This window comes from Marinobacter sp. JSM 1782161, from assembly GCF_011421605.1.
Classification (GTDB): Bacteria; Pseudomonadota; Gammaproteobacteria; order Pseudomonadales; family Oleiphilaceae; genus Marinobacter_A; species Marinobacter_A bohaiensis.
In genome coordinates this window covers 2,130,709-2,151,062 of sequence record NZ_WSSA01000002.1, presented here as the reverse complement: position 1 = coordinate 2,151,062, position 20,354 = coordinate 2,130,709, and the positions used below count along the sequence as shown (strand labels likewise).

The 20,354-nt window shown below is 62.4% G+C and carries 19 protein-coding genes; 6 read left to right on the top strand and 13 right to left on the bottom strand.

The annotated features are described in order from the left end of the window. Window positions 1–136: 136 nt before the first annotated feature. The 7 genes from GQB00_RS09575 to GQB00_RS09545 all read right to left on the bottom strand — a co-directional run bounded on the left by GQB00_RS09575 (window position 137) and on the right by GQB00_RS09545 (window position 6,513). The gene (locus GQB00_RS09575; RefSeq protein WP_165856043.1) at window positions 137–1,153 is read right to left on the bottom strand and encodes a serine/threonine-protein kinase; all 1,017 of its coding nucleotides are present in this window, start codon (window positions 1,151–1,153) and stop codon (window positions 137–139) included. Further along, complete coding sequence (locus tag GQB00_RS09570; RefSeq protein ID WP_165856042.1) at window positions 1,150–1,602, bottom strand: hypothetical protein; 453 nt, start codon at window positions 1,600–1,602, stop codon at window positions 1,150–1,152. The genes GQB00_RS09575 and GQB00_RS09570 overlap by 4 nt, the downstream gene beginning before the upstream one ends. Window positions 1,603–1,690: 88 nt before the next feature. Beyond that, a complete protein-coding gene (locus tag GQB00_RS09565; RefSeq protein WP_165856041.1) occupies window positions 1,691–2,320 on the bottom strand; it encodes a hypothetical protein in 630 nt (209 codons plus the stop codon). Between the two features lie 426 nt (window positions 2,321–2,746). Then, window positions 2,747–3,550 (bottom strand): ABC transporter permease, encoded by an 804-nt coding sequence (locus GQB00_RS09560; RefSeq protein ID WP_165856040.1) that lies wholly within the window; start codon window positions 3,548–3,550, stop codon window positions 2,747–2,749. Between the two features lie 12 nt (window positions 3,551–3,562). Further along, a complete protein-coding gene (locus GQB00_RS09555; protein ID WP_111494266.1) occupies window positions 3,563–4,291 on the bottom strand; it encodes an ABC transporter ATP-binding protein in 729 nt (242 codons plus the stop codon). Continuing rightward, the gene (locus tag GQB00_RS09550; protein WP_165856039.1) at window positions 4,288–5,292 is read right to left on the bottom strand and encodes a YVTN family beta-propeller repeat protein; all 1,005 of its coding nucleotides are present in this window, start codon (window positions 5,290–5,292) and stop codon (window positions 4,288–4,290) included. Before GQB00_RS09550 ends, GQB00_RS09555 begins: the two co-directional genes overlap by 4 nt. Window positions 5,293–5,328: 36 nt before the next feature. Then, complete coding sequence (locus GQB00_RS09545) at window positions 5,329–6,513, bottom strand: ABC transporter substrate-binding protein (protein WP_165856038.1); 1,185 nt, start codon at window positions 6,511–6,513, stop codon at window positions 5,329–5,331. Window positions 6,514–6,793: 280 nt separating this feature from the next. Between GQB00_RS09545 and pedF the strand changes: the two genes are divergently transcribed. From pedF to GQB00_RS09515, 6 genes are all read left to right on the top strand, one after another. Next, window positions 6,794–7,228, top strand: coding sequence for a cytochrome c-550 PedF (gene pedF / locus GQB00_RS09540; RefSeq protein WP_165856037.1), 435 nt, complete (start codon window positions 6,794–6,796; stop codon window positions 7,226–7,228). Between the two features lie 32 nt (window positions 7,229–7,260). Further along, window positions 7,261–8,187, top strand: a complete 927-nt coding sequence (locus GQB00_RS09535; RefSeq protein WP_165856036.1) for a substrate-binding periplasmic protein — start codon at window positions 7,261–7,263, stop codon at window positions 8,185–8,187. Window positions 8,188–8,189: 2 nt separating this feature from the next. Then, window positions 8,190–8,957, top strand: coding sequence for a quinoprotein dehydrogenase-associated SoxYZ-like carrier (locus tag GQB00_RS09530; protein WP_165856035.1), 768 nt, complete (start codon window positions 8,190–8,192; stop codon window positions 8,955–8,957). After that, window positions 8,954–9,889 (top strand): quinoprotein relay system zinc metallohydrolase 1, encoded by a 936-nt coding sequence (locus GQB00_RS09525; protein ID WP_207950648.1) that lies wholly within the window; start codon window positions 8,954–8,956, stop codon window positions 9,887–9,889. Before GQB00_RS09530 ends, GQB00_RS09525 begins: the two co-directional genes overlap by 4 nt. Window positions 9,890–10,179: 290 nt before the next feature. Then, a complete protein-coding gene (locus tag GQB00_RS09520) occupies window positions 10,180–11,952 on the top strand; it encodes a PQQ-dependent methanol/ethanol family dehydrogenase (RefSeq protein WP_111494277.1) in 1,773 nt (590 codons plus the stop codon). Between the two features lie 249 nt (window positions 11,953–12,201). Next, on the top strand, window positions 12,202–13,722 hold the full coding sequence (locus tag GQB00_RS09515) for an aldehyde dehydrogenase family protein (protein WP_165856034.1): 1,521 nt from the start codon (window positions 12,202–12,204) through the stop codon (window positions 13,720–13,722). A gap of 537 nt (window positions 13,723–14,259) precedes the next feature. Here GQB00_RS09515 and GQB00_RS09510 read toward each other — a convergent pair. The 6 genes from GQB00_RS09510 to GQB00_RS09485 form a co-directional block, all read right to left on the bottom strand. Next, window positions 14,260–15,015 (bottom strand): FadR/GntR family transcriptional regulator, encoded by a 756-nt coding sequence (locus GQB00_RS09510; protein WP_165856033.1) that lies wholly within the window; start codon window positions 15,013–15,015, stop codon window positions 14,260–14,262. Between the two features lie 82 nt (window positions 15,016–15,097). Continuing rightward, on the bottom strand, window positions 15,098–16,123 hold the full coding sequence (locus GQB00_RS09505) for an Ldh family oxidoreductase (protein WP_165856032.1): 1,026 nt from the start codon (window positions 16,121–16,123) through the stop codon (window positions 15,098–15,100). A 35-nt stretch (window positions 16,124–16,158) separates the two neighbouring features. Next, complete coding sequence (locus GQB00_RS09500) at window positions 16,159–16,962, bottom strand: NAD-dependent epimerase/dehydratase family protein (RefSeq protein WP_111494283.1); 804 nt, start codon at window positions 16,960–16,962, stop codon at window positions 16,159–16,161. A gap of 70 nt (window positions 16,963–17,032) precedes the next feature. Further along, the gene (locus tag GQB00_RS09495) at window positions 17,033–17,896 is read right to left on the bottom strand and encodes an amidohydrolase family protein (protein WP_165856031.1); all 864 of its coding nucleotides are present in this window, start codon (window positions 17,894–17,896) and stop codon (window positions 17,033–17,035) included. Between the two features lie 2 nt (window positions 17,897–17,898). Beyond that, entirely contained in the window at window positions 17,899–19,035 is a 1,137-nt protein-coding gene (locus tag GQB00_RS09490) for a mandelate racemase/muconate lactonizing enzyme family protein (RefSeq protein WP_165856030.1), read from the bottom strand. Between the two features lie 31 nt (window positions 19,036–19,066). Further along, window positions 19,067–20,350, bottom strand: coding sequence for a TRAP transporter large permease (locus tag GQB00_RS09485; RefSeq protein ID WP_111494289.1), 1,284 nt, complete (start codon window positions 20,348–20,350; stop codon window positions 19,067–19,069). Window positions 20,351–20,354: the final 4 nt, after the last annotated feature.

The window sequence follows — 20,354 nt, the reverse complement described above, 5'->3', positions numbered from 1 at the left end:
AATCAGATTCTTTTCTTTTGCTACAAGATCCGACCCCGAGCCTCAAGATCATATCCCGAATTTTCTTGGCTTATAACACTCGTGTTTGCGGCTGCTTTGTAGCGCAGCGAAAAACCAGTCCGACCACAAGCAATTGTCATGCACCGGACTCGCACATAATACGAAAGAACCGATCTTGAACTTCATCATCGCACAAGTGTTCGACGCAGAGATTCATAACTCTTCTCGAATTCCTTTTGTAATCAATTGCCCAGCCCGTTCTCTTCTTTCTTCTAGCGATTTCATATCTATCCCCACTTAACCCAGTGCCAACCCATGTAAGCTGGTTAATTGGCGTCCAGTCGATTGATAAAACCGATTTTTCTAGCGCCTGCCGAAATTCGCTGGCGCTTTGGTACCTCTTTCCCGGGTCGTTGTTGATCGCCTTATTTACAATGCTCTTAATTTTCCTCGGAACATGTGGCGCATACTTGCGATCCGGGTACTTCCCTTTCCTTACGGCTGCTTTCCATTCATCCCTAGAAGAAAAATCGAACTCCATCTCTGGAATGTTGTTTATTAGACGATAAAGGGTGATTCCAGCGGCATATATGTCGCTAAGCTTGTCCATAGGGCTGCCCTCTATGACCTCCAAAGGTTGGTGAGGTCTGTATCCCGCTGTATCGGACGGATCTACATGGTAATGGAGGGCTAACCCGAAATCGGAAAGCTTTGCTTCTCCGTTATCGCCAAAGAGGATATTCCCAGGCTTTATATCTCTATGTAGCACGTTATTGTTGTGCGCATGCTCCAGCCCTAAGAGGGCTTGCGATAGAATGTTCAATGCCTCGTTTATAGAGATGAAACGATTTTCTAAATGCTTTTGAATGGAGCCTTTCGCCAAGTATTCCATTGCTATGTATACACACGGCGCTCCCTCATAGACAGATACATCTACTTCCTTTACATCGACAATGTGTTTGTGTCGACATGCCTCTAGAGTTTGAGCCTCCTTCACAGCCTCAACAAATTTCTCGGGCTTGGGGACCTGAATTAGCTTAATAGCTCTGTCGGCTTTAAGTAATGGATCAAATGCTTGGAAAACAAATCCGAAGTTTCCGTTGCCTAGAAAATCTATTACCTTAAACTTTCTTATTTTTTCAGGCTTTTTCATAGAAGGAACCAAGCCACGAGCGCCGCATCTTTAGTCGGTTTGTCCCAGTAAGGCGGGTGACTTCCTAACTGCTCATTGACGTACGCGTACACGTCATGTTTTTTGGAGAGCCCAAATTTAGTTGCATTTATTCCCTGGCTAGTAAAATGACTTGCCGGAAGGTTTCTCTTGTGACAACACAGGTTCAGTACACCCAGAGGGAATAGCGAGTTTTGAATTGGCTTGGTCGCACTCAGGGTTAGCGGTAATTTATAGCCAATACAATTAGGGGTGTGCTTATCGAGGAGCAGGCAGATCTGAGTTTCAAGCCATCCTGCTATTGATACCGTATCTAGCGCTTTGGGGTAAGCAATCTTGTCTTTTTCAACAAGGCTAATATTTTCACCGTCTTTTTCTAGAACACAATACCTAAAATCATTCGTCGTAAAATTAAATCCAATATTTGTCACTATATCTCCTTAATGGTTGACTGCATAAAACCAGTAGCTGCAGCAAACTAGAGGTGCAGCGAGTAATTTGTCCGACACCCTACACTTGTTATGTGTTGCCAGGTGGTAAATGTCCATATGATATTGCAAGCTTTCGCTGGCTACTTGATAGTGCGGGCCAGATCATACGAACCCGATCTAGAGGCATCTGAGCTAAATCTCTCTTATATTTATCTTTCTTTAAGCTTACCTTGAAAAAGGAAGGGCTGTGGTCAATCTTGTTGCTGTTCAAGCGCCAAAATACGACAAATGCAAATTTTGGAGTTAGGTACTTGTTTCTTAGGTAGAAATCTAGAGCATTGGAGAGTATGTCATTGTCTTCTGAAGTGGCCAGTTTTCTGAGCGCTTTAATACAAGACTCAAGCCTCATTGTCTCTTTAAGCTTTTCAAGCTTTTTAGCTGAACCTTTTGCATCTAGCAGAGCGCCCTTGTCAAAGACCTGAACTTGGAACTTCAAAATGCAGGTGGATCTAACCCACATGCGGTGGTTGGTATGCCTATTTTTTATCTCAAAGTGATACCTGAGCTGCTCCTGATTACATAGCTCGCAGTCCTCTTCTGCTATTTCGTGATCCTCCATGTTCTCAGTGAAATACCACTCTTTAAATGCTTCAGGAAGTGTTCCTGCCAATGACAGAGGCAATATATTGTCTACAACACGTTGAGGATATGTGCTCATATTTGCCTCCGGTTGGATACGTAACAGCCAATTATACGAATGCGTTCGTATAAAACTCCTTCGCATCATTACATCACAATTTGCATACAGCTCAAGTTGCACGCCATAAAATAAAAGGTGTATAGCTGCCTGCCACAGCTTTCTAGGAAATCATACGCCCGCCTCCTAACCGGGGTAGGGGTGTATAAATCCGCCCTACACGTAGCAAGATAAGAAGTTACGACTGTATTTTCAGGAAGGCAGAGAACAAAACAAAGCATAAAAGTCCACCGCTCATCCCTCCATGAACAGCCCCAAAAGCCCAAGCAAGCTCTCAGCTACCTGCCGCCCTCAGCGTCAGATAATCAGCGATCCCAAAAGAATAGACGACCCACCAAAACCCTGCATGACGTCGATCAGAAAATTTCGTAAAAACGATGTAAAAAATCAGCCAGCCTTAACCCCAACAATCCGCGTCCTCTGAGGCCGAAACCCCGCCGTAGCCACCAACGCCAACACCACCGTCACCCCCACCAACACCCCAAACGCCACCGTGTTCCACTGCAGATACAGCGCAAACCGGATCGCCTCAACCGCATGCGTAAACGGGTTGATCTGGCAGATCCAGTAGAGCACCGGACTCGCATCCTGCATTTTCCACAGCGGATACAGCGCGGAGGACAGGAAGAACATGGGGAAGATGACGAAGTTCATCACGCCGGCGAAGTTTTCCAGTTGTTTCACCCAGGTGGCGATGATGAGGCCGAGGGCGCCGAGCATGAGGGCGGTGAGCAGCAGGGCAGGGAAGACGGCGAGGTAGCCCGGGGTGGGCGGTTCGACGTCGAAAAAGAAGGCGATGAACAGGAACACGTAGACCTGGCCGATGGACACCACGCCCATGGCCAGCAGTTTGGTGACCAGCAGGAAGGGCCGGGGCAGGGGGCTCATGAGCAGGACGCGCATGCTGCCCAGTTCCCGGTCGTACACCATGGACAGTGCGCCCTGCATGGAGTTGAACAGGATGATCATGCCGCACAGGCCGGGGGCGATGTAGGTCTCGTAGGTGATGTAGGTGGCGTAGGGCGGGATGATGGACACGCCCAGTACGGCGCGGAAGCCGGCGGCGAACACGACGAGCCACAGCAGCGGGCGCACCAGGGCGCTGGCGAAGCGGGTGCGTTGCTGCCAGAAGCGCAGCCATTCACGGACCTGGATGCCGACAAAACAGTGCCAGTACTGGGCCAGTCTCATATCAACGCGCTCTCATGGTTGGCTGGCGCCGGTGAGCGCCTGAAACGTGTCCGCCAGGGTGGGCTGGCCCTGGGCCTCGCAGATCGCGTCGCCGTGGCCGTCCGCCAGGAGCTGGCCCTGGTGCAGGATGAGGATGCGGTCGTCCCGCTCCACTTCCTCGATCAGGTGGGTGGCCCAGAGCACGGTGAGGCCGTCGTCGTCACACAGCCGGCGCACGTGGGCGTTGAGCGCCTTGCGGCTGGGGATGTCGAGGCCGGCGGTGGGCTCGTCCAGCAGCAGGATGCCGGGGCGGTGCAGCAGGGCGCGGGCGATTTCCACGCGTCGGCGGTGGCCGCCGTTGAGCTGGCGCACGGCGTCGTTGCCGCGTTCGGTCAGCTCGAAGCGGGCCAGTTCTTCGTCGCAGCGCTGGCGGGCGGTTTTACGGGAGAGACCATGCAGCGCAGCGTGGTACATCAGGTTCTGGCGCACGGTCAGGTCCATGTCCAGCGCGTTCTGCTGGAACACCACGCCGATGGCCTGCATGGCGGCGGCGGGTTGCTTGCGCAGGGAGCGGCCGCGCAGCCTGATGTCGCCGGACTGCAGGGCCAGCAGGCGGGTGATCAGGCCGAACAGGGTGGTCTTGCCCGCGCCGTTGGGCCCGAGCATGGCGTGGAAGGCGCCGGGCGTGAGGTCGAAGCTGACCTCGCGTAACACCGGCCGGCGCCCGTACTGGAAACTGACGCGATCCACTTCGATGGTCATGCTTCCGGCGCGTCTCCTTCCGCTTCGGGGGTGACCACCACGCCCCAGGGGTAGCGGCCCACCTTGATGGATTTGACGACCTTGAGGTCGACCACGTCGATCACCGACACGTCCCCGGTGACGCCGTTGGTGGTCAGCAGCAGGGACTCGTCGGCGCTCAGGTCCATGTGCCAGACGCGCCCGCCCACCAGCAGGTAGTCGAGGATCTCGAAGGTCTGGGCGTCGACGACCGCCACGTGGTTGGCCGGGCCCAGGGCGACGAAGGCGTAGCGGCCGTCACTCGTGAGTTTGACGCCCACCGGCTGCACCTTGTCCGGGTGCACGCCGCGGATCTCGAAGGTCAGGGTCTTGAGGATGTCGCGGCTGGCGACGTCCACCACGGTAACGGTGCCGCCGATCTCCGACGAGGCCCACACGCGGCCACCGTCGTCGGTGAACTCCACGTGCCGGGGGCGCTGGTCGACCATGGTGTTGTCGGCCAGCTGCATGGTCTCGGTGTCGATCCAGTGCAGCATGTTGGAGGTCTCGGTGGTGTTGATCGCCCACTTGCCATCCGGGCTGACCGCCATGCCTTCCGGTTCCACGCCCACCTCGATCTGCGCCAGCACTTCCTTGGTCTGCACGTCGACGATGGTGACGATGGCGTCGTCTTCATTGGAGATATAAAGATGGCGGTTGTTGGGATGCAGCGCAAACTGCTCCGGGTCCTCGCCGGAGGGCAGGGTGTCGATGATCTTGCGGGTGGCCAGGTCCAGCACCTGCACCGTGTCGTCGTCGCTGGCGCAGATGTACAGCAGCGTGCGGTCCTTGGACATGAGGATGCCCCGTGGGCGCTGGCCCACGTCGATGGTCTCCACCACTTCCAGGCTGGTCATGTCGATCACCGACAGGGTGTTGTCCTTCTCGTTGGAGACGTAGGCCAGGTCCGCGAGGGCGGCGGGGGCCAGCAGGGCGGCGGTCAGGCCGAGGGTGAGTCCTAGCAGGCGTCGGGTTGGGTTCATGGTGGTGTACCTCTTGTTGTTCGGGTTGGGGCGGTGTTAATCGGCGATCCGGCAGCGGCTTTCGGGCGCGTCGTAGCCGAGGGTGTCCAGTTCGGTGTTGGGGTGCAGGAAGCCTTCCTGCGGCGACAGCGACACCAGCCCGCGCGGGTGTACCAGCAGGATCGGCTGGCGCAGTTGCCCGTTCCAGCGGCGGAAGGTGAGCTTGCGGCCCTTGAAGCCGCCGAGTTGGAAGTCGTCGGACAGCAGGTAGCGGCGCAGCTCGCCGGCGTTCGCCTGCTGGGTGCGGATCACGCCCTCGCCGATGGCGCGCACGGCGGCCCAGGCGGCGTAGTCGTCGCTGATCATGGAGCGGCCGGTGAGCGCCTCGAAGCGGCTCTGCAACTGGCCGGCGCCCCAGTTCTCGATGGACCGGTGCCAGGCCTCCGGGCTCATGCCCTGGGTGCCCACCACCGGGCGCGGCAGCCAGGTGTTGAAGGGCACGTACTCGCCGAAATCGCCGCGCTCGTCGGCGACCACCACCACGTCGTAGTCGTCCCCCTGGGTGAAGCGGGGCAGCTCGGCGGAGGCGGTACGGCGCAGGTCGGCGTCGAAGGTCCAGGGCTTCTCGTCCACGATCTCCAGGCCGAAGCGCTGGGCGGCGCGCTCGAAGGCGGCGGTCCAGGCCCGGTCGGCGTCGGTGGGGCCGGGGATCACGAACACCTCGCGCCACTGGCGTTTGCTCAGCCACTGGCCCAGGGCGTCGGTGAGCATGGCGCGGCTGGGCACGGTGTGCAGCAGGTTGGCGGGGCACTCGGCGGTGCGCAGGGCGTCGTCCCGGGCGCCGGCGTTGAACACCAGGGCGTCGTCGCCGGCGGCGTCGGCCAGCGAGCGCAGCAGGTCGGCGGGCACGTTGAGCACGAACAGCCCGGTGCCGGCGGCGGCCATGTCGGCCAGGGCCTGACGGGCCGCCTCGGGCGAGTCGGCCACCACGCTGTCCAGGGTGTAGTGCTGGTCGAGGAAGCGGCCGGTGGAATTGTTGTCGGCGATGCCCAGTTCCGCGCCGCGCAGGCCGGCGTCGTCGGGGGCGTGCAGGGTGGTGGAGAGCACCGGGCCCGGGTCGGGCTGCCATTCGATGTAGCCAACCCGAACGTCCAGGGCCCAGGCCGATGCAACGGGGCCGGCCAGCAGCAAGGCCAGGATCAGCAGGGAGGTAAGCGGCCGTGTCGGGGTAGTAACGGGCATGCGGGGCTCAATCGATGTTGGGTTTGTTTCCAGAGTAGGTAAGCGCGGCGGGCCGGGAAATATTCGGAAAGTCGCAAATAGGCGGTACGAAGGTCGTAATAACGCTGCGATTTCCGCTTGGACAGACCAAAGCGCGCCGCTCTGATTACGACCAAGGAACTAGGCCAAAGCCCCCAAAGTGGCATTCGGATGGTGTGGCCGGGTTCATAGACTGGAATCAACAAGCCGGCCATCCAAACACAATTCGGGCCGGCGGCATCTGTTGATCGAGGTACGCACTATGGCTCTTTCTTTTCCTTTTACCGGCCGGGCACTCGTCGCGACGGGGCTGATCCTGGGCTCGGCGGTCGCGCTCGGCCACGGCGATGTGACGCCCCAGCACGTGGACACCGGCCCGCTGCCCGACCTGGGCAAGGACGCCCTGGTGGAGAACCCGTTCCGCGAGGGCAACGAGTACGGCCAGCTCAATGCCGACGCGGTCCGGATCGGCAAGGCCGGCTATGCCGGTAACTGCGCGGTCTGCCACGGCATCGAGGCCATGTCCGGCGGCCTGACCCCGGACCTGCGCGAACTGACCGAGTGGGATGACGAGTACTTCATCGGCCGGGTCATGAACGGCACCGAACGTGGCATGCCGTCGTTCAAGTCCAACCTGGACCAGACCGCCATCTGGGCGATCAAGACCTACATCGAATCCGTGCCGCAGCCTGAGTGACGGGCATCGGCCGGGCAGCGTAAGGAGGGCGTATGGTCTGGGCGCGCATCGCGATTGCCGTGGTTGTTTGCGGGATGGCCCTGGTCGCCCGGGCGGAATCCCCCATTGCCCAGGCGCCGGAGCGGACCTACGACAAGGTGATCGAGTCCGGCTATCTGCGGGTGGGCGTGTACGAGAATTTCCCGCCGTATTCTTACCGGCAGGACGGCGAGCCCGCCGGCGTGGACGTGGACCTGGGGCGGCGCATCGCCGAGGCGCTGGGCATCGAGTTCCAGGTGCACTGGATCATTCCCGACGAAACCCTGGAAGACGACCTGCGCAACAACGTCTGGAAGGGCCACTACCTGGCCAAGCGCCGCATCGCCGACGTCATGCTGCGGGTGCCGTACGACACCGACTACGCCTATATGACCGAATCCACCGGGGAAATGGTCAACGAGGGCGTGGTGATGTTCGGCCCCTACCAGAAGGAGACGTGGCAGATCGCCTACGACCCGGACGACCTGGAGGGCGGCGTGCCCACGGTGGCGGTGTTCCAGTACAACCCCATCGGTGTGGAAATCGACAGCCTGCCGGACTTCTACCTCACCTCCGCCTTCGGCGGGCGCATGCGCGACCAGACCCAGCACTACCGCAACGTGGGCGCGGCCTTTGACGCCATGGTGGCCGAGGAGGTGACGGCGATCATGGGCATGCGGGCGGAAGTGGATTTCCTGCTGGCCACCGATCCCGACCACCGCTTCGCCCTGGCGGAGAACGGCTTTCCCGGCATTGCCCGGCAGCAGTGGGACATCGGCATGGCGGTGCGCCACACCCACCGGCAGCTCAAGTACGCCATCGAGGCGATCGTCGACCGCATGGTGCGCAATGGCGAGATCGCGGCGATCTACGAGCGCTACGGCCTGCGCTACAGCCAGCCGGCCTACTACGACGCCATCCTCGGCGACAGCGGAGGTTAGGCATGCGCGGCGGGATCTGTTTTCTGGCTTTGGTGATGCCCACCCTGGCGGCGGCCTATCCCGACGATCCCTACCGGTCGCCCATGTGGGACTACAACCTGGACCGCTACCTGGGGGACGGCGCCGAGGTGGTGCTGGACGAGCGGATCGACCTCAAGGTGCCGCCGTTCGCCGAGGACTCCGCCCAGGTGCCGCTGACGGTGGATCTGTCCGCCTTCGACCGGCCGGTGCAGACCGTCATCACCTGGGTCGATCTCAACCCCATTCCGCATCTGTTCACCGTCGAGCCGAATACGCGGGTGAGCGTGGTGTCCCTCAACTTCCGGGTGCAGCAGGCCACGACGGTGCGCGCGGCGGTGCAGGATGCCGCGGGCGTCTGGCACGTCAGCAGCGCCCACGTGGATGCCGCCGGTGGGGGCTGTACGGCGCCCAGCGTGGCGTCGGCCAACCCGGACTGGGAGGCGACCTTCGGCCAGATCCGCGGCGGCGCCTTCTCGCCGGTGGACCGGTCGCGGCTGAAGGTGTCCGTCCGGCATCCGATGGATTCGGGCATGGTGGGCAATATTCCCGCCTTCCACATCGAGCGGCTGGAACTGCGGGCCGGGCGGGGCGAGGCCAACCTGCTCACCATGACCCTGTCCGAATCCGCCGCCGAGAATCCGGTGTTCGTGTTCGAGCTGCCCGACGCGCCGCCGGTGTACGACGTCTGGATGCGCGACAACAACGGCAATCAGTTCGAACGCATCGTGGACAATGGAGGGGCGCGATGATCCGCCTGCTGGAGAGCCTCCTGCTGCTGTTGCTGGCTGCGCCGACGAACGCCGACTTGCGCTATCAACTGACGCCCCGGCAGATCGCACCGGACACCTGGCTGGTGGAAGGCGCCACGGAGAATTTCTCCCGCGCGAACGGCGGCGACATCGTCAACACGGCGTTTGTCGTTACGGACGCCGGGGTGGTGGTTATCGACACCGGCCCGTCGCTGCAGTACGGCGATGCCCTGCACGACGCCATTCGCGCGATCACCGACCAGCCGGTTGTCGAGGTGTGGCTGACCCATCATCACCCGGACCACACGTTCGGCAACCAGGCGTTCCCGGAAAGGGCGCTGGCGGCCTTGCCGGAGACGACGGAGATGCTGGCGTCGCAGGGCGACACCTTCGCCGACAATATGTATCGGCTGGTGGGTGATTGGATGCGAGGCACTGAGGTGACCCTGCCCACCCGGGCGCTGGAACCCGGTCCGCTGACTGTGGGCGACCACGACTTCCGGCTGTACCGGTTCACCGGCCATACCGGCGCCGATCTGGTGATCCTCGATGAGACCACCGGCACGCTGTTTGCCGGCGACATGGTGTTCTTCAAGCGTGCGCTGACCACACCCCAGACGCCCGGGCTTACGGTCTGGCAGGACGAGCTGGACCGGCTGGCGGCCATCCCGTTCAGGCAACTGGTGCCCGGGCACGGGCCGCCCGTCTCCGACCACCGCGCGTTCGACCAGATGCACGCCTACATTGACTGGCTCGACGACCTGCTCCGCGACAGCGCCGCCCAGGGCCGCACGGCCAATGAGGTCATGACCACGCCGGTTCCCGAGCGTTTTGCCGACGTGGACGAGGCCGCCTACGAGCTGATCCGCACGACGACGCACCTGTATCCCCGCTATGAGCAGGCGGCGTTGCGTCTGTTGCCGGGGGAGTAGCTAAAGCGGTGTCCTGTGGTCCGCCCTGATTCCGCAGGACACCCGTTGAGGCGGGGGCCCGTCACGTTATACCCGGCTATCATCGTCGGGCTTTTTTGCTCAGAGCTGCCGACTACATTGGGACCGCTTACCCAAGAGGCGTTCAGCCGGGTCTTACTACCAAGTGATGAGACAACCGGCACTGCCGGTCAATTGTTGCTCTGTACCTCGCAACCAAGAATGTGGAAAGAGGCGGGAAACGATCCCGGTTCGCCGCAGAAACTGACAACAAGAGACTTGGAGAGCGCAACATGAATGCAACACGACTGGGGAAACGGTTTGCGGCCAGTGCGCTGGCCCTGGCGGTTTCCATGAGCGCCTACGCGGTTAACGACGACGATATCCTCAACGACCAGGACACCGTCGATGACGTGGTGACTTACGGTATGGGCGTCCAGGGCCAGCGCTTCAGCCCGATGAACGACCTCAACACCGACAACGTCAAATCCCTGCAGCCCGTCTGGGCTTTCTCCTTCGGCGGCGAGAAGCAGCGCGGCCAGGAATCCCAGCCGCTGGTGAAGGACGGCGTGATGTACGTGTCCGCGTCCTATTCCCGCGTCTACGCCATCGACGTCACCAACGGCGAGGAACTCTGGCAGTACGACGCGCGCCTGCCCGACGGCATCATGCCCTGCTGTGACGTTGTCAACCGGGGCGTGGCCCTGTACGGCGACAAGGTCATCTTCGGCACCCTGGACGCCAAGCTGGTGGCCCTCAACAAGGACACCGGCAAGGTCCAGTGGATCAAGAAAGTGGCCGACTACCAGGCCGGCTACGCCATCACCGCCGCGCCGATTGTGGTCAAAGGCAAGGTGATCACCGGCGTTTCCGGCGGTGAATTCGGCATCGTCGGCAAGGTGGAAGCCTACGACGCCAACACCGGCGAAATCGTCTGGACGCGCCCGACCGTGGAAGGCCACATGGGCTACGTCTACGAGGACGGCAAGAAGGTCGAGGCGGGTATCTCCGGCGGCGAAGCCGGCCAGACCTGGCCCGGCGACATGTGGAAGAACGGCGGCGCCGCCACTTGGCTGGGCGGCACCTACGATCCTGAGACCGACAGCCTGTTCTTCGGCACCGGTAACCCCGCCCCGTGGAACTCCCATCTGCGCCCCGGCGATAACCTGTTCTCTTCCTCCCGTCTGGCCATCGACCCGGACGACGGCCGCATCAAGTGGCATTTCCAGACCACCCCGCACGACGGCTGGGACTACGATGGCGTCAACGAGCTGATTTCCTTCGACCTGAACGAGAATGGCGAGACCGTCAAAGCCGCCGCCACGGCGGATCGCAACGGTTTCATGTACGTGCTGAACCGGGAGAGCGGCGAGTTCATCCGTGGCTTCCCGTTCGTGGACAAGATCACCTGGGCCGAGGGGCTGGACGACAACGGCCGGCCGATCTTCACCGACGGTGGACGTCCGGGTAACCCGGCGGACATGAGCGGCGACAAGGGCGATGTGGTGGTGGCCCAGCCGGCCTTCCTGGGCGGCAAGAACTGGATGCCCATGGCCTACAATCCGGAGACCGAACTGTTCTACGTGCCCTCCAACGAGTGGTCCATGGACATCTGGAACGAGCCGGTGTCTTACAAGAAGGGTGCGGCCTATCTGGGCGCGGGCTTCACCATCAAGCCGGCGAACGAGGACTACATCGGCGTACTGCGGGCGATGGACCCCAAAACCGGCGAGGAAGTCTGGCGCTACGAGAACACCGCGCCGCTGTGGGGCGGGGTGATGACCACCGCCGGCAATTTGGTGTTCACCGGCACGCCGGAAGGCTACCTGAAGGCGTTCGACGCCCGGACCGGCGAGGAGCTGTACCGCTTCAACACCGGCACGGGCATCGTCGGTACGCCGATCACCTGGAAGATGGGCGGTGAGCAGTACGTTTCGATCAGCACCGGCTGGGGCGGTGCGGTGCCGCTCTGGGGCGGTGAAGTGGCCAAGGTGGTGAAAGATTTCAATCAGGGCGGAACTGTTTGGACCTTCAAGCTGCCTAACGGCAACGTCGCCAGCCGTTGAGTGTCGGCAACGACCCGGAAAGGGCCGCGCGGCGGCCCTTTTCCGTTTTTGAAATCCATTCTTGGAACAGGCCGCTCGGCGCTTGCGTAACGGTGGTTTTTCACCTACTACCAAATGACGAGACGGACGCATCGAAGGGACCATTTTTAAGCCAACAGGTGGTCGCTAGAGTGAAATCGTAAAGGCAGCTACCGCGCCCGTCGCGGTCCAATAACGCCGTCGCGGTCAATAACAAGAGAGGTCACTATCATGATTTACGCACAACCCGGCAAGGAAGGCTCCGTCGTCTCCTTCAAACCCCGCTATGAAAACTACATCGGTGGCGAATGGGTCGCCCCGGTGAAAGGTCAGTACTTCGACAACATCACCCCGATTACCGGTGATGTGATCTGTGAAATCCCGCGCTCCACCGCCGAAGACATCGACGTCGCGCTGGACGCCGCCCACAAGGCCGCTCCGGCCTGGGGCCAGACCTCCGCCACCGAGCGTTCCAACATCCTGCTGAAGATCGCCGACCGCATCGAGCAGAACCTGGAGCTGCTGGCCGTGGCCGAGACCTGGGACAACGGCAAGGCGGTGCGCGAGACCCTGAACGCCGACATCCCGCTGGCGGTGGACCATTTCCGCTACTTCGCCGGCTGCATCCGCGCCCAGGAAGGCCACCTGGGTGAGATCGACGGCAACACCATTGCCTATCACTTCCACGAGCCGCTGGGTGTGGTGGGGCAGATCATTCCCTGGAACTTCCCGATCCTGATGGCCGCCTGGAAGCTCGCGCCGTGCCTGGCCGCCGGCAACTGCACCGTGCTCAAGCCGGCCGAGCAGACCCCGGCGTCCATCCTGCTGGTCATGGAGCTGATCGGTGACCTGCTGCCCCCGGGGGTGATCAACATCGTCAACGGTTACGGCAGCGAAGCCGGCCAGGCCCTGGCCAGCAGCAAGCGTATTGCCAAGATCGCCTTCACCGGCTCTACCCCGGTGGGCTCGCACATCATGAAGTGCGCCGCCGAGAACATCATCCCGTCCACCGTGGAGCTGGGCGGCAAGTCGCCCAACATCTACTTCTCCGACATCATGCAGGGCGAACCGGAGTTCATCGACAAGTGCGTCGAGGGCCTGGTGCTGGCGTTCTTCAACCAGGGCGAAGTCTGCACCTGCCCGTCCCGGGCGCTGGTGCAGGAGGACATCTACGACGAGTTCATGGCCAAGGTGGTCGAGCGCACCAAGACCATCAAGCGCGGCAACCCGCTGGACACCGACGTGCAGGTGGGCGCCCAGGCCAGTAAGGAACAGTTCGACAAGATCATGTCCTACCTGGAAATCGGCAAGCAGGAAGGCGCCGAAGTGCTGACCGGTGGCGGCAAGGAAGAGCTGGATGTGGAGTTCAACAATGGCTTTTACATCCAGCCGACCCTGTTCAAGGGCGACAACAAGATGCGCGTCTTCCAGGAAGAGATCTTCGGCCCGGTGGTGGGTGTCACCACCTTCAAGGACGAAGCCGAAGCTCTGGCCATCGCCAACGACACCGAGTTTGGTCTCGGCGCCGGCGTCTGGACCCGCGACACCAACCGCCAGTACCGCATGGGCCGTGCCATCCAGGCCGGTCGGGTGTGGATGAACTGCTATCACGCCTATCCGGCGCACGCCGCCTTCGGCGGTTACAAGAAATCCGGTGTCGGCCGCGAGACCCACAAGCTGGCGCTCGAACACTATCAGCAGACCAAGAACATGCTGATCAGTTACGACACCAACCCGCTGGGCTTCTTCTGAGGCCCGGCAAGCCCCGAATCTGGCTGAGAAGTCAGTAGACGAGGCGAGGTGACACAGGGACGTGTCGGCCCTGATGCCCGGAAGAGTCGCCGGGCCAAGTCAGGTTGCGTCTGTGTCCTCCTGCCATTTTAGCGGCCCCTCCGGGCCGCTTTTTTGTGGGTGTCGAAAAGTGCTGTCGCCGAAGGTATCCCGGAGAATGTAGCCGAAGCTTCAGCTTCGGAGCAGGGGCCAACCTACCGGTACACCTCGGGAATTGAGGGAATCAGGGCGCCTGACGGCGCCTCCGAAGCTGAAGCGTCGGCTACGTGCCCGAGTTGACGGCTAACTGCGCGTCTCCCTGTCGTTCTTTGCGGTCCCTGCAGGCTGCTTTTTAAGGGTGCTGTAGCCGAAGGTATCCCGGAAAATGTAGCCGAAGCTTCAGCTTCGGAGCAGGCGCCAGCCTGCCGATACACCTCGGGAATTGAGGGTGATCAGGGCACCTGACGGCGCCTCCGAAGCTGAAACGTCGGCTACACGAGCGTGCCAACGCCTCGGTCCCTACGATTCCTGAAACTTCGCATACATGTGCCAGGCCCGGTTGAGGTGCTGGTGCATCATGGTTCGCGCGGCTTCGCCATCGCGGGCGAGGATGGCGTCGAGAATGGCCGCGTGCTCATCCTCGACGCGGCTCAGGTACTTGTCGGTGGCCGAGGTGTTGATCTCGATGCTCATCAGCTTGGCTCGGGGAATAACGCTCTGGCTGAGCTGCTCGTAGAGCGACTTGAAAAACGGGTTGTGGGTCGCGGAAGCGATGGCGTGGTGGAACTCGTAGTCCTCGGTGCGCGCCTGGGAATGCTCGGCGCGGGCCCGGATGAAGGCTTCGTGCCTGTCGCGCAGGATGCGCCGGTCCTCGTCATTATGACGCAACGCCGCCAGCTCGGCGGCGGCCGGTTCCAGGTTCAGGCGCAATTCGAGCACATGCAGGATGTCCTCCACGGTGGTCGGGCAGATCCGGTTGGCAGGCATGGCCTCGAGGGCGGTATTGCGCAACACGGTAGTGCCCACGCCCCGCCGCGTGGCAACCAGCCCCAGTGACTTGAGGTGGGTTATCGCCTCGCGGATGACCGTCCGGCTGACCCCGAAGGAGTCGCACAGCCCGCTTTCCGTGGGCAGCTTCTCACCGACGGGGATTTCGCCGTTGACGATCAGCGTTTCCAACTGGTCCGCCACGTGTATCGATAGGCTGCCTGGTCGCGAGACGCTTTGTACGTTCAGCGCCCACAAGCCATTTGTCGCGTCACTCTTGCCTGTCATATCGGACTCCACCAAGCCACGGTGCGATGTGCATTCAGCTCATTCCCGGGTATCGGCGAGGTCCGCCGATCGGCCCAGGCCATCAGTTCTCCCGACCTTCCAGAAGCCGGAGTAAGTCGTCGTGAAGCGCCTTGGGAATCGTAATGCCCTCCGCCAGGCTGCGCCTTCTGGCCGCGTGGCGACGTTGGGACGGCAAGCGGGCACCCTGGTCGAGGACACCGGAAAACAGTGTCTCGGCCCGTTGCAGGTGGGCCTCGGTATCCGCTCCGAGAAAGGCGTGCGGGTCCAGCGCCAGAATGAATTCCCCATGCTGCGGCTTGCCGTCGCCATTGGCATTCGCTGGCTGCGTCTGGTGCCCCAGGCAGTCGCCGATGAGCGGGCCGGCCAACAGCTCGATCATGATCGACAGGGCGGTGCCCTTGTGCCCGCCGAAAGGCAGTAGCGCCCCGGCCAGGGCCGCCGTCGGATCGGTTGTCGGCTGGCCGACCTCATCGAGTGCCCAGCCTTCGGTGAGCGGTTTCCCGGCCCGACGATGCAGTTCGATCTCGCCACGCGCGACGGCACTGGTGGCGAAATCGAACACAAACGGCAGACCGTCCGGCCGGGGCCAGGCGAAGGCGATGGGGTTGGTGCCCAGCAGCGGCGAATGCCCGCTGGCCGGTGCCACATACGCGTGACTCGGCGTCATCGCCAGCGCCGCCAGCCCCTGTTCCGCCAGGGATTCCACTTCGGGCCACAGTGCCGAGAAGTGAAAGGCGTTGTTGATGGCCAGCACCGCCACACCCTGGCTGCGGGCCTTATCGACCAGTGCCTGGCGCGCCGTCTCGAAAGCGAGCAGCGAGCAGCCGCCGGCGGCGTCGACGTTGACCACCCCGGGGGCCCGGTCGGATACCTGTGGCACCGCCCGGGGATCAACGCCTCCGTGACGGACCGTGCGCACGCAGTCCAGCAACCGGTAAAGCCCGTGCGAATGGCACTCGTCGCGCTGGGCCGCCACCATGCTCCGGGCGATCGCAGCGGCGTGTTCGTTCGAGAAGCCATGATGCTCAAGGACCTCAACGCTCAACTGCCAGGCTTCATCGAGCGACAGTCTGGTGTGTTCCGTCATGGAGATCGCTCCTGTGCCGGGACGTGTTGCCTGACTTAGCCGTTGTCGTCCGGATGACCGGCCGCAACGAACTTGCCGCCCTGGTAGACCACCGCCGGGTCGCGCGGGTCGATGTCGTTGTCCTGCGCCTCGACTTCCGCCCGCCAGGGCTCGGAGCTGTCCTGCGGGACCCAGCCGAGGAAGGCTGACTTGCTGTTGTCCCACCACAGCTCTGTATTGGCGGAGGCACCATAGATGACGGTGTAGCCGAGCTTGGGCGCCACGAAGGCTCGCTTCATCAGGCGCATGAAATCCTCCACGCTCAGCCAGGTGGCCATCATTCGCGTGTCTTTCGGCTGGGGAAAACAGGAGCCAATGCGCACGCTGAGGGTCTCCATGCCGAACTTGTCGTGATACAGGCTCGCCAGATCCTCGCCGAAGCATTTGGACAGGCCGTACAGGGAGTCGGGCCGGCGCGGCACCTCGGTATCGATGCGCGTGGTGCGCGGGTAATAGCCGATGGTGTGGTTGGAGCTGGCGAACACGATGCGCGGCTTGCCCAGGTGGCGGGCCGCTTCGTAGAGGTTGTAGGCGCCGATGATGTTGGCCTGGAGGATGCTGTTCCAGGGCTGCTCCACCGACACGCCGCCCAGGTGGATGATGCCGTCGCAGTCCCTGACCAGTTCACGGACGGCCTGGGCATCGGCGAGGTCACAGGGGACCAGCTCTTCATGGGCGGCGGCTTCGCCGAGATCGGCGATATCGGACAGGCGCACGGTCTCGGCCAGTTTGTTCAGGTGCGGGCGAATCGCGGAACCCACGCCACCGGCGGCGCCGGTCACCAATAAACGTTTGAGCATGGTTGTCTCCTTACTTTGCCGGCCAGCGTGGTTGGCGCGCTGGCATCGCTTGATGGATGTCGGTTTCGACTCAGAAGCCGTAGAGCCTCGCCGGGTTGTCGACCAGAATCTTCTGTTGCTGCTCCGGAGTCGCCCAGTCGAGCAGCATGTCGAGCTGGTCGGCGTCGCTGGGGTAGTTGTCCCGGGAAACGCCGACGTGGGGCCAGTTGGTGCCCCAGATGATGCGCTCGGGCGCATGGGCGATGACGCGCCTGGCAATCGCCCCGACATCGGCGTAGTGGGGGCCGCCGGTCTGGCTGGCTTCGTAGCCGGCGCAGATCTTGAACCAGGCGTTGCCGCGATCGAGCAGCCGCAGGATGTCGTCGACCCGGGCGTCGTCCGCCGGCACCGGGGGCATGAATTTGCCGATGTGGTCGATGATGTATTCGCTTTCGAGGCGCTGCAGGTTGTCGAGATAGTCGTTCAGCTGGCAGCCGTTGAACTGCACCATCAGGTGCCAGCCCAGCGGGCGGATGCGCTTCTCGACGGCGAGCATGTCCGCATGGGTGACCGCACCGCCCGGCAGGTTCATGATCCGCGCCCCGCGAATGCCTCTGTCGTGCCAGGCCTGCAGGTCGCGGTCCGGTGTGTCGGGCGTGACCGCCGCCACACCGCGGGCGGTGTCGGGGCCCAGCTGCTCCAGGGCCGCAAGCAGGGCGCGGTTGTCCCGCTGGTAGGCGTTGGGCTGGGTGACCACGACGCGGTCGAGCGACAGCCATTGCTGGAGCTTGCGATAGTCCTCGACCGTGGCCAGCTCGGGAATCATCGGCCCGCCGGGCTGGGCTTCGTAGCCCGGCAGGTACAGGTGAATGTGGCAGTCGGTGGCTCCGGCCGGCGCCTTGAGTCTGGGCGCCGGACCTTCGAGCGGGCGGGTGTTGGCGGGAATCTCTGACACGCTTATGTCTCCTTCAAAGCGAATTGGCGCAGGGCATCGCGGTTGATCTCGATGCCCAGGCCGGGACCGTCCGGAATCGGCACCACGCTCTGGTTGTGCTCGATCGGCGTTTGCACGACAGCCTGACGGAAGGGATTCTTGGTGCGATCGAATTCCATGATCGGCTCGATGGGCTTGCGCCGGGGCGGGTTGGGCGGCAGCGCCGCCATGACCTGCAGGCTGGCTGCGAGACAGACCGCCGTACCCCACACGTGCGGCACCAGGCGCACCCCGAATAGGGCGGCCATGTCGACCACCCGGCGCATTTCCGAGAACCCGCCTACGCCGCAGACATCGGGCTGGACGATATCCACCGCGCGGGTCGAGAGCGGTTCGAGCATGGCGTAGCGACCGTGCCAGTTCTCGCCGCTGGCCACCGGTATGGGCTGGCCATCGCGGACCGCACGGTAGGTGGCTATCTGCTCGGGCAGGACCGGTTCCTCGAACCAGTCGATCCGGTAGCGCTCGGCGCGTTTGCCGACGTCCAGCGCTTCCAGCAGGTCGTAACCGTGGTTAGCGTCGATCATCAGCCGCCGCTCTGGACCGATGGCGTCGCGCGCGGCGGCGATGGCGCGCAGGTCTTCCTCCACGTCGAAGCCGATCTTGATCTTGACGCCGTGGAAGCCTTCGCGGGCGTAGCCGGCCACTTCATCGGCGACATCCTGCACCCGGTCGACGCCTTCGCGGCGGAACGAGCCCGTGGCATAGGCCCGTACGCTGTCCCGGAAGCGCCCGCCCAACAGCTCGCTGACCGGCGCACCGTAGTGCTTGCCCTTGATGTCCCACAGCGCGATATCGATCCCGCTCAGGGCGGTGACGGTCAGCCCGCGCTGGCCCTGGTCGCGCAGGCGGTTGTAGAGGTCGAGCCAGAGTTTTTCGGTTTCCAGCGGATTGCGGCCGATCAGGGCGGCGGCGTAGGTGTCGACGACGGCGGCGTTGGGTTTCGCCGGGCCCAGGCACTCGCCCCAGCCCACCGTGCCGTCGTCGCAGACCACTTCCACCAGACAGTGCTGGCGTCTTTCGAAGCGCATCGACGCGCTTTCGAAGGCCTGCTCGAGTTTGTAGTCGAGAATGTGCGTGTGTATGCGTTCAATCTTCATGTCGGTTAGCCCATGAACGAATAGAGGAAACTCACTGCTCGAGGAAGCCGGGCAGCGTCAGCGAGATCGCCGGTACGTAGGTCACCAGCATCAGCACCGCGAACAGCGCCAGGTAGAACGGCCAGATGGTGCGCACCGCCTGCTCGATCTTGATCTTGCCGATCACACTGCCAACGAACAGGCAGGAGCCGACCGGCGGCGTGCACAGGCCCAGGCCGAGGTTCATCATCATGATGATGCCGAACTGGATCGGGTCCATGCCGAACTGCGCGGCCACGGGCAGGAAGATCGGCGTGCAGATCAGGATCAGCGCCGCCATGTCCATGATCATCCCCAGCCCCAGCAGCAACAGGTTGAGCATCAGCAGGATGACGTAAGGGTTGTCGGAGATGCCCAGCAGGGTGTCCGTCAGCAGTTCCGGCACGCTGTACAGCGCCAGCAGGTAGGAAAACGCCGAGGCGCAACCCACCAGGATCATCACCAGCGACGTGGTGCGCACCGCCTGGTAGACGGCCCGCTTGAAGGATTCCCAGCGCAGCTCGCGATAGACCAGCCCGGTCACCACGATGGCGTAGATGGCTCCGAAGGCGCCGGACTCGGTCACGGTCAGGACACCCGACAGCACCCCGCCGACGATGATCACCGCGGTCATCAGCCCGGGAATCGCCGCCGCGAAGCTGATGATCAGCGCTGACCATCCGGGGAACGGCTCGCCCTGATAGCCCCGCTTCACCGCCACCACGTAAGCGGCCACCGCCAACGCCAGACACATCAGGATGCCCGGTACGATGCCGGCGATGAACAGTTGGGTGATCGAGATGCCGCCGCCCGCCGCCACCGCATAGAGAATCATGTTGTGGCTGGGCGGAATCACCACCCCGGCGACCGACGAGGTGACGGTTACGTTGACCGAGTAGTCGGCGTCATAGCCTTTTTCTTTCATCACCGGAATGAGCAGCGAGCCCAGCGCCGAAGTGTCGGCCACCGCCGAACCCGAGATGCCGCCGAACAGCATGGACGAGCTGACATTGACCATGCCCAGCCCTCCGCGCACGCGACCCACCGCCGCCGACGCCAGGCGTACCAGACGCGTGGAAATACCGCCGTGCAGCATCAGCTCGCCGGCGAAGATGAAGAAGGGAATGGCCAGCAGCGAAAACACGGAAATGCCGGAGAGAATCCGCTGGAACCCGACGAACAGAGGCAGCCCCTCGTAGAGAAACGTCCCCACCGCGGCCATGCCGACCGCAAAGGCCACCGGCGCGCCGACCACGAGACCCAGGAAAAACAGACCGAACAGGATCATCAGTCCCATGGCG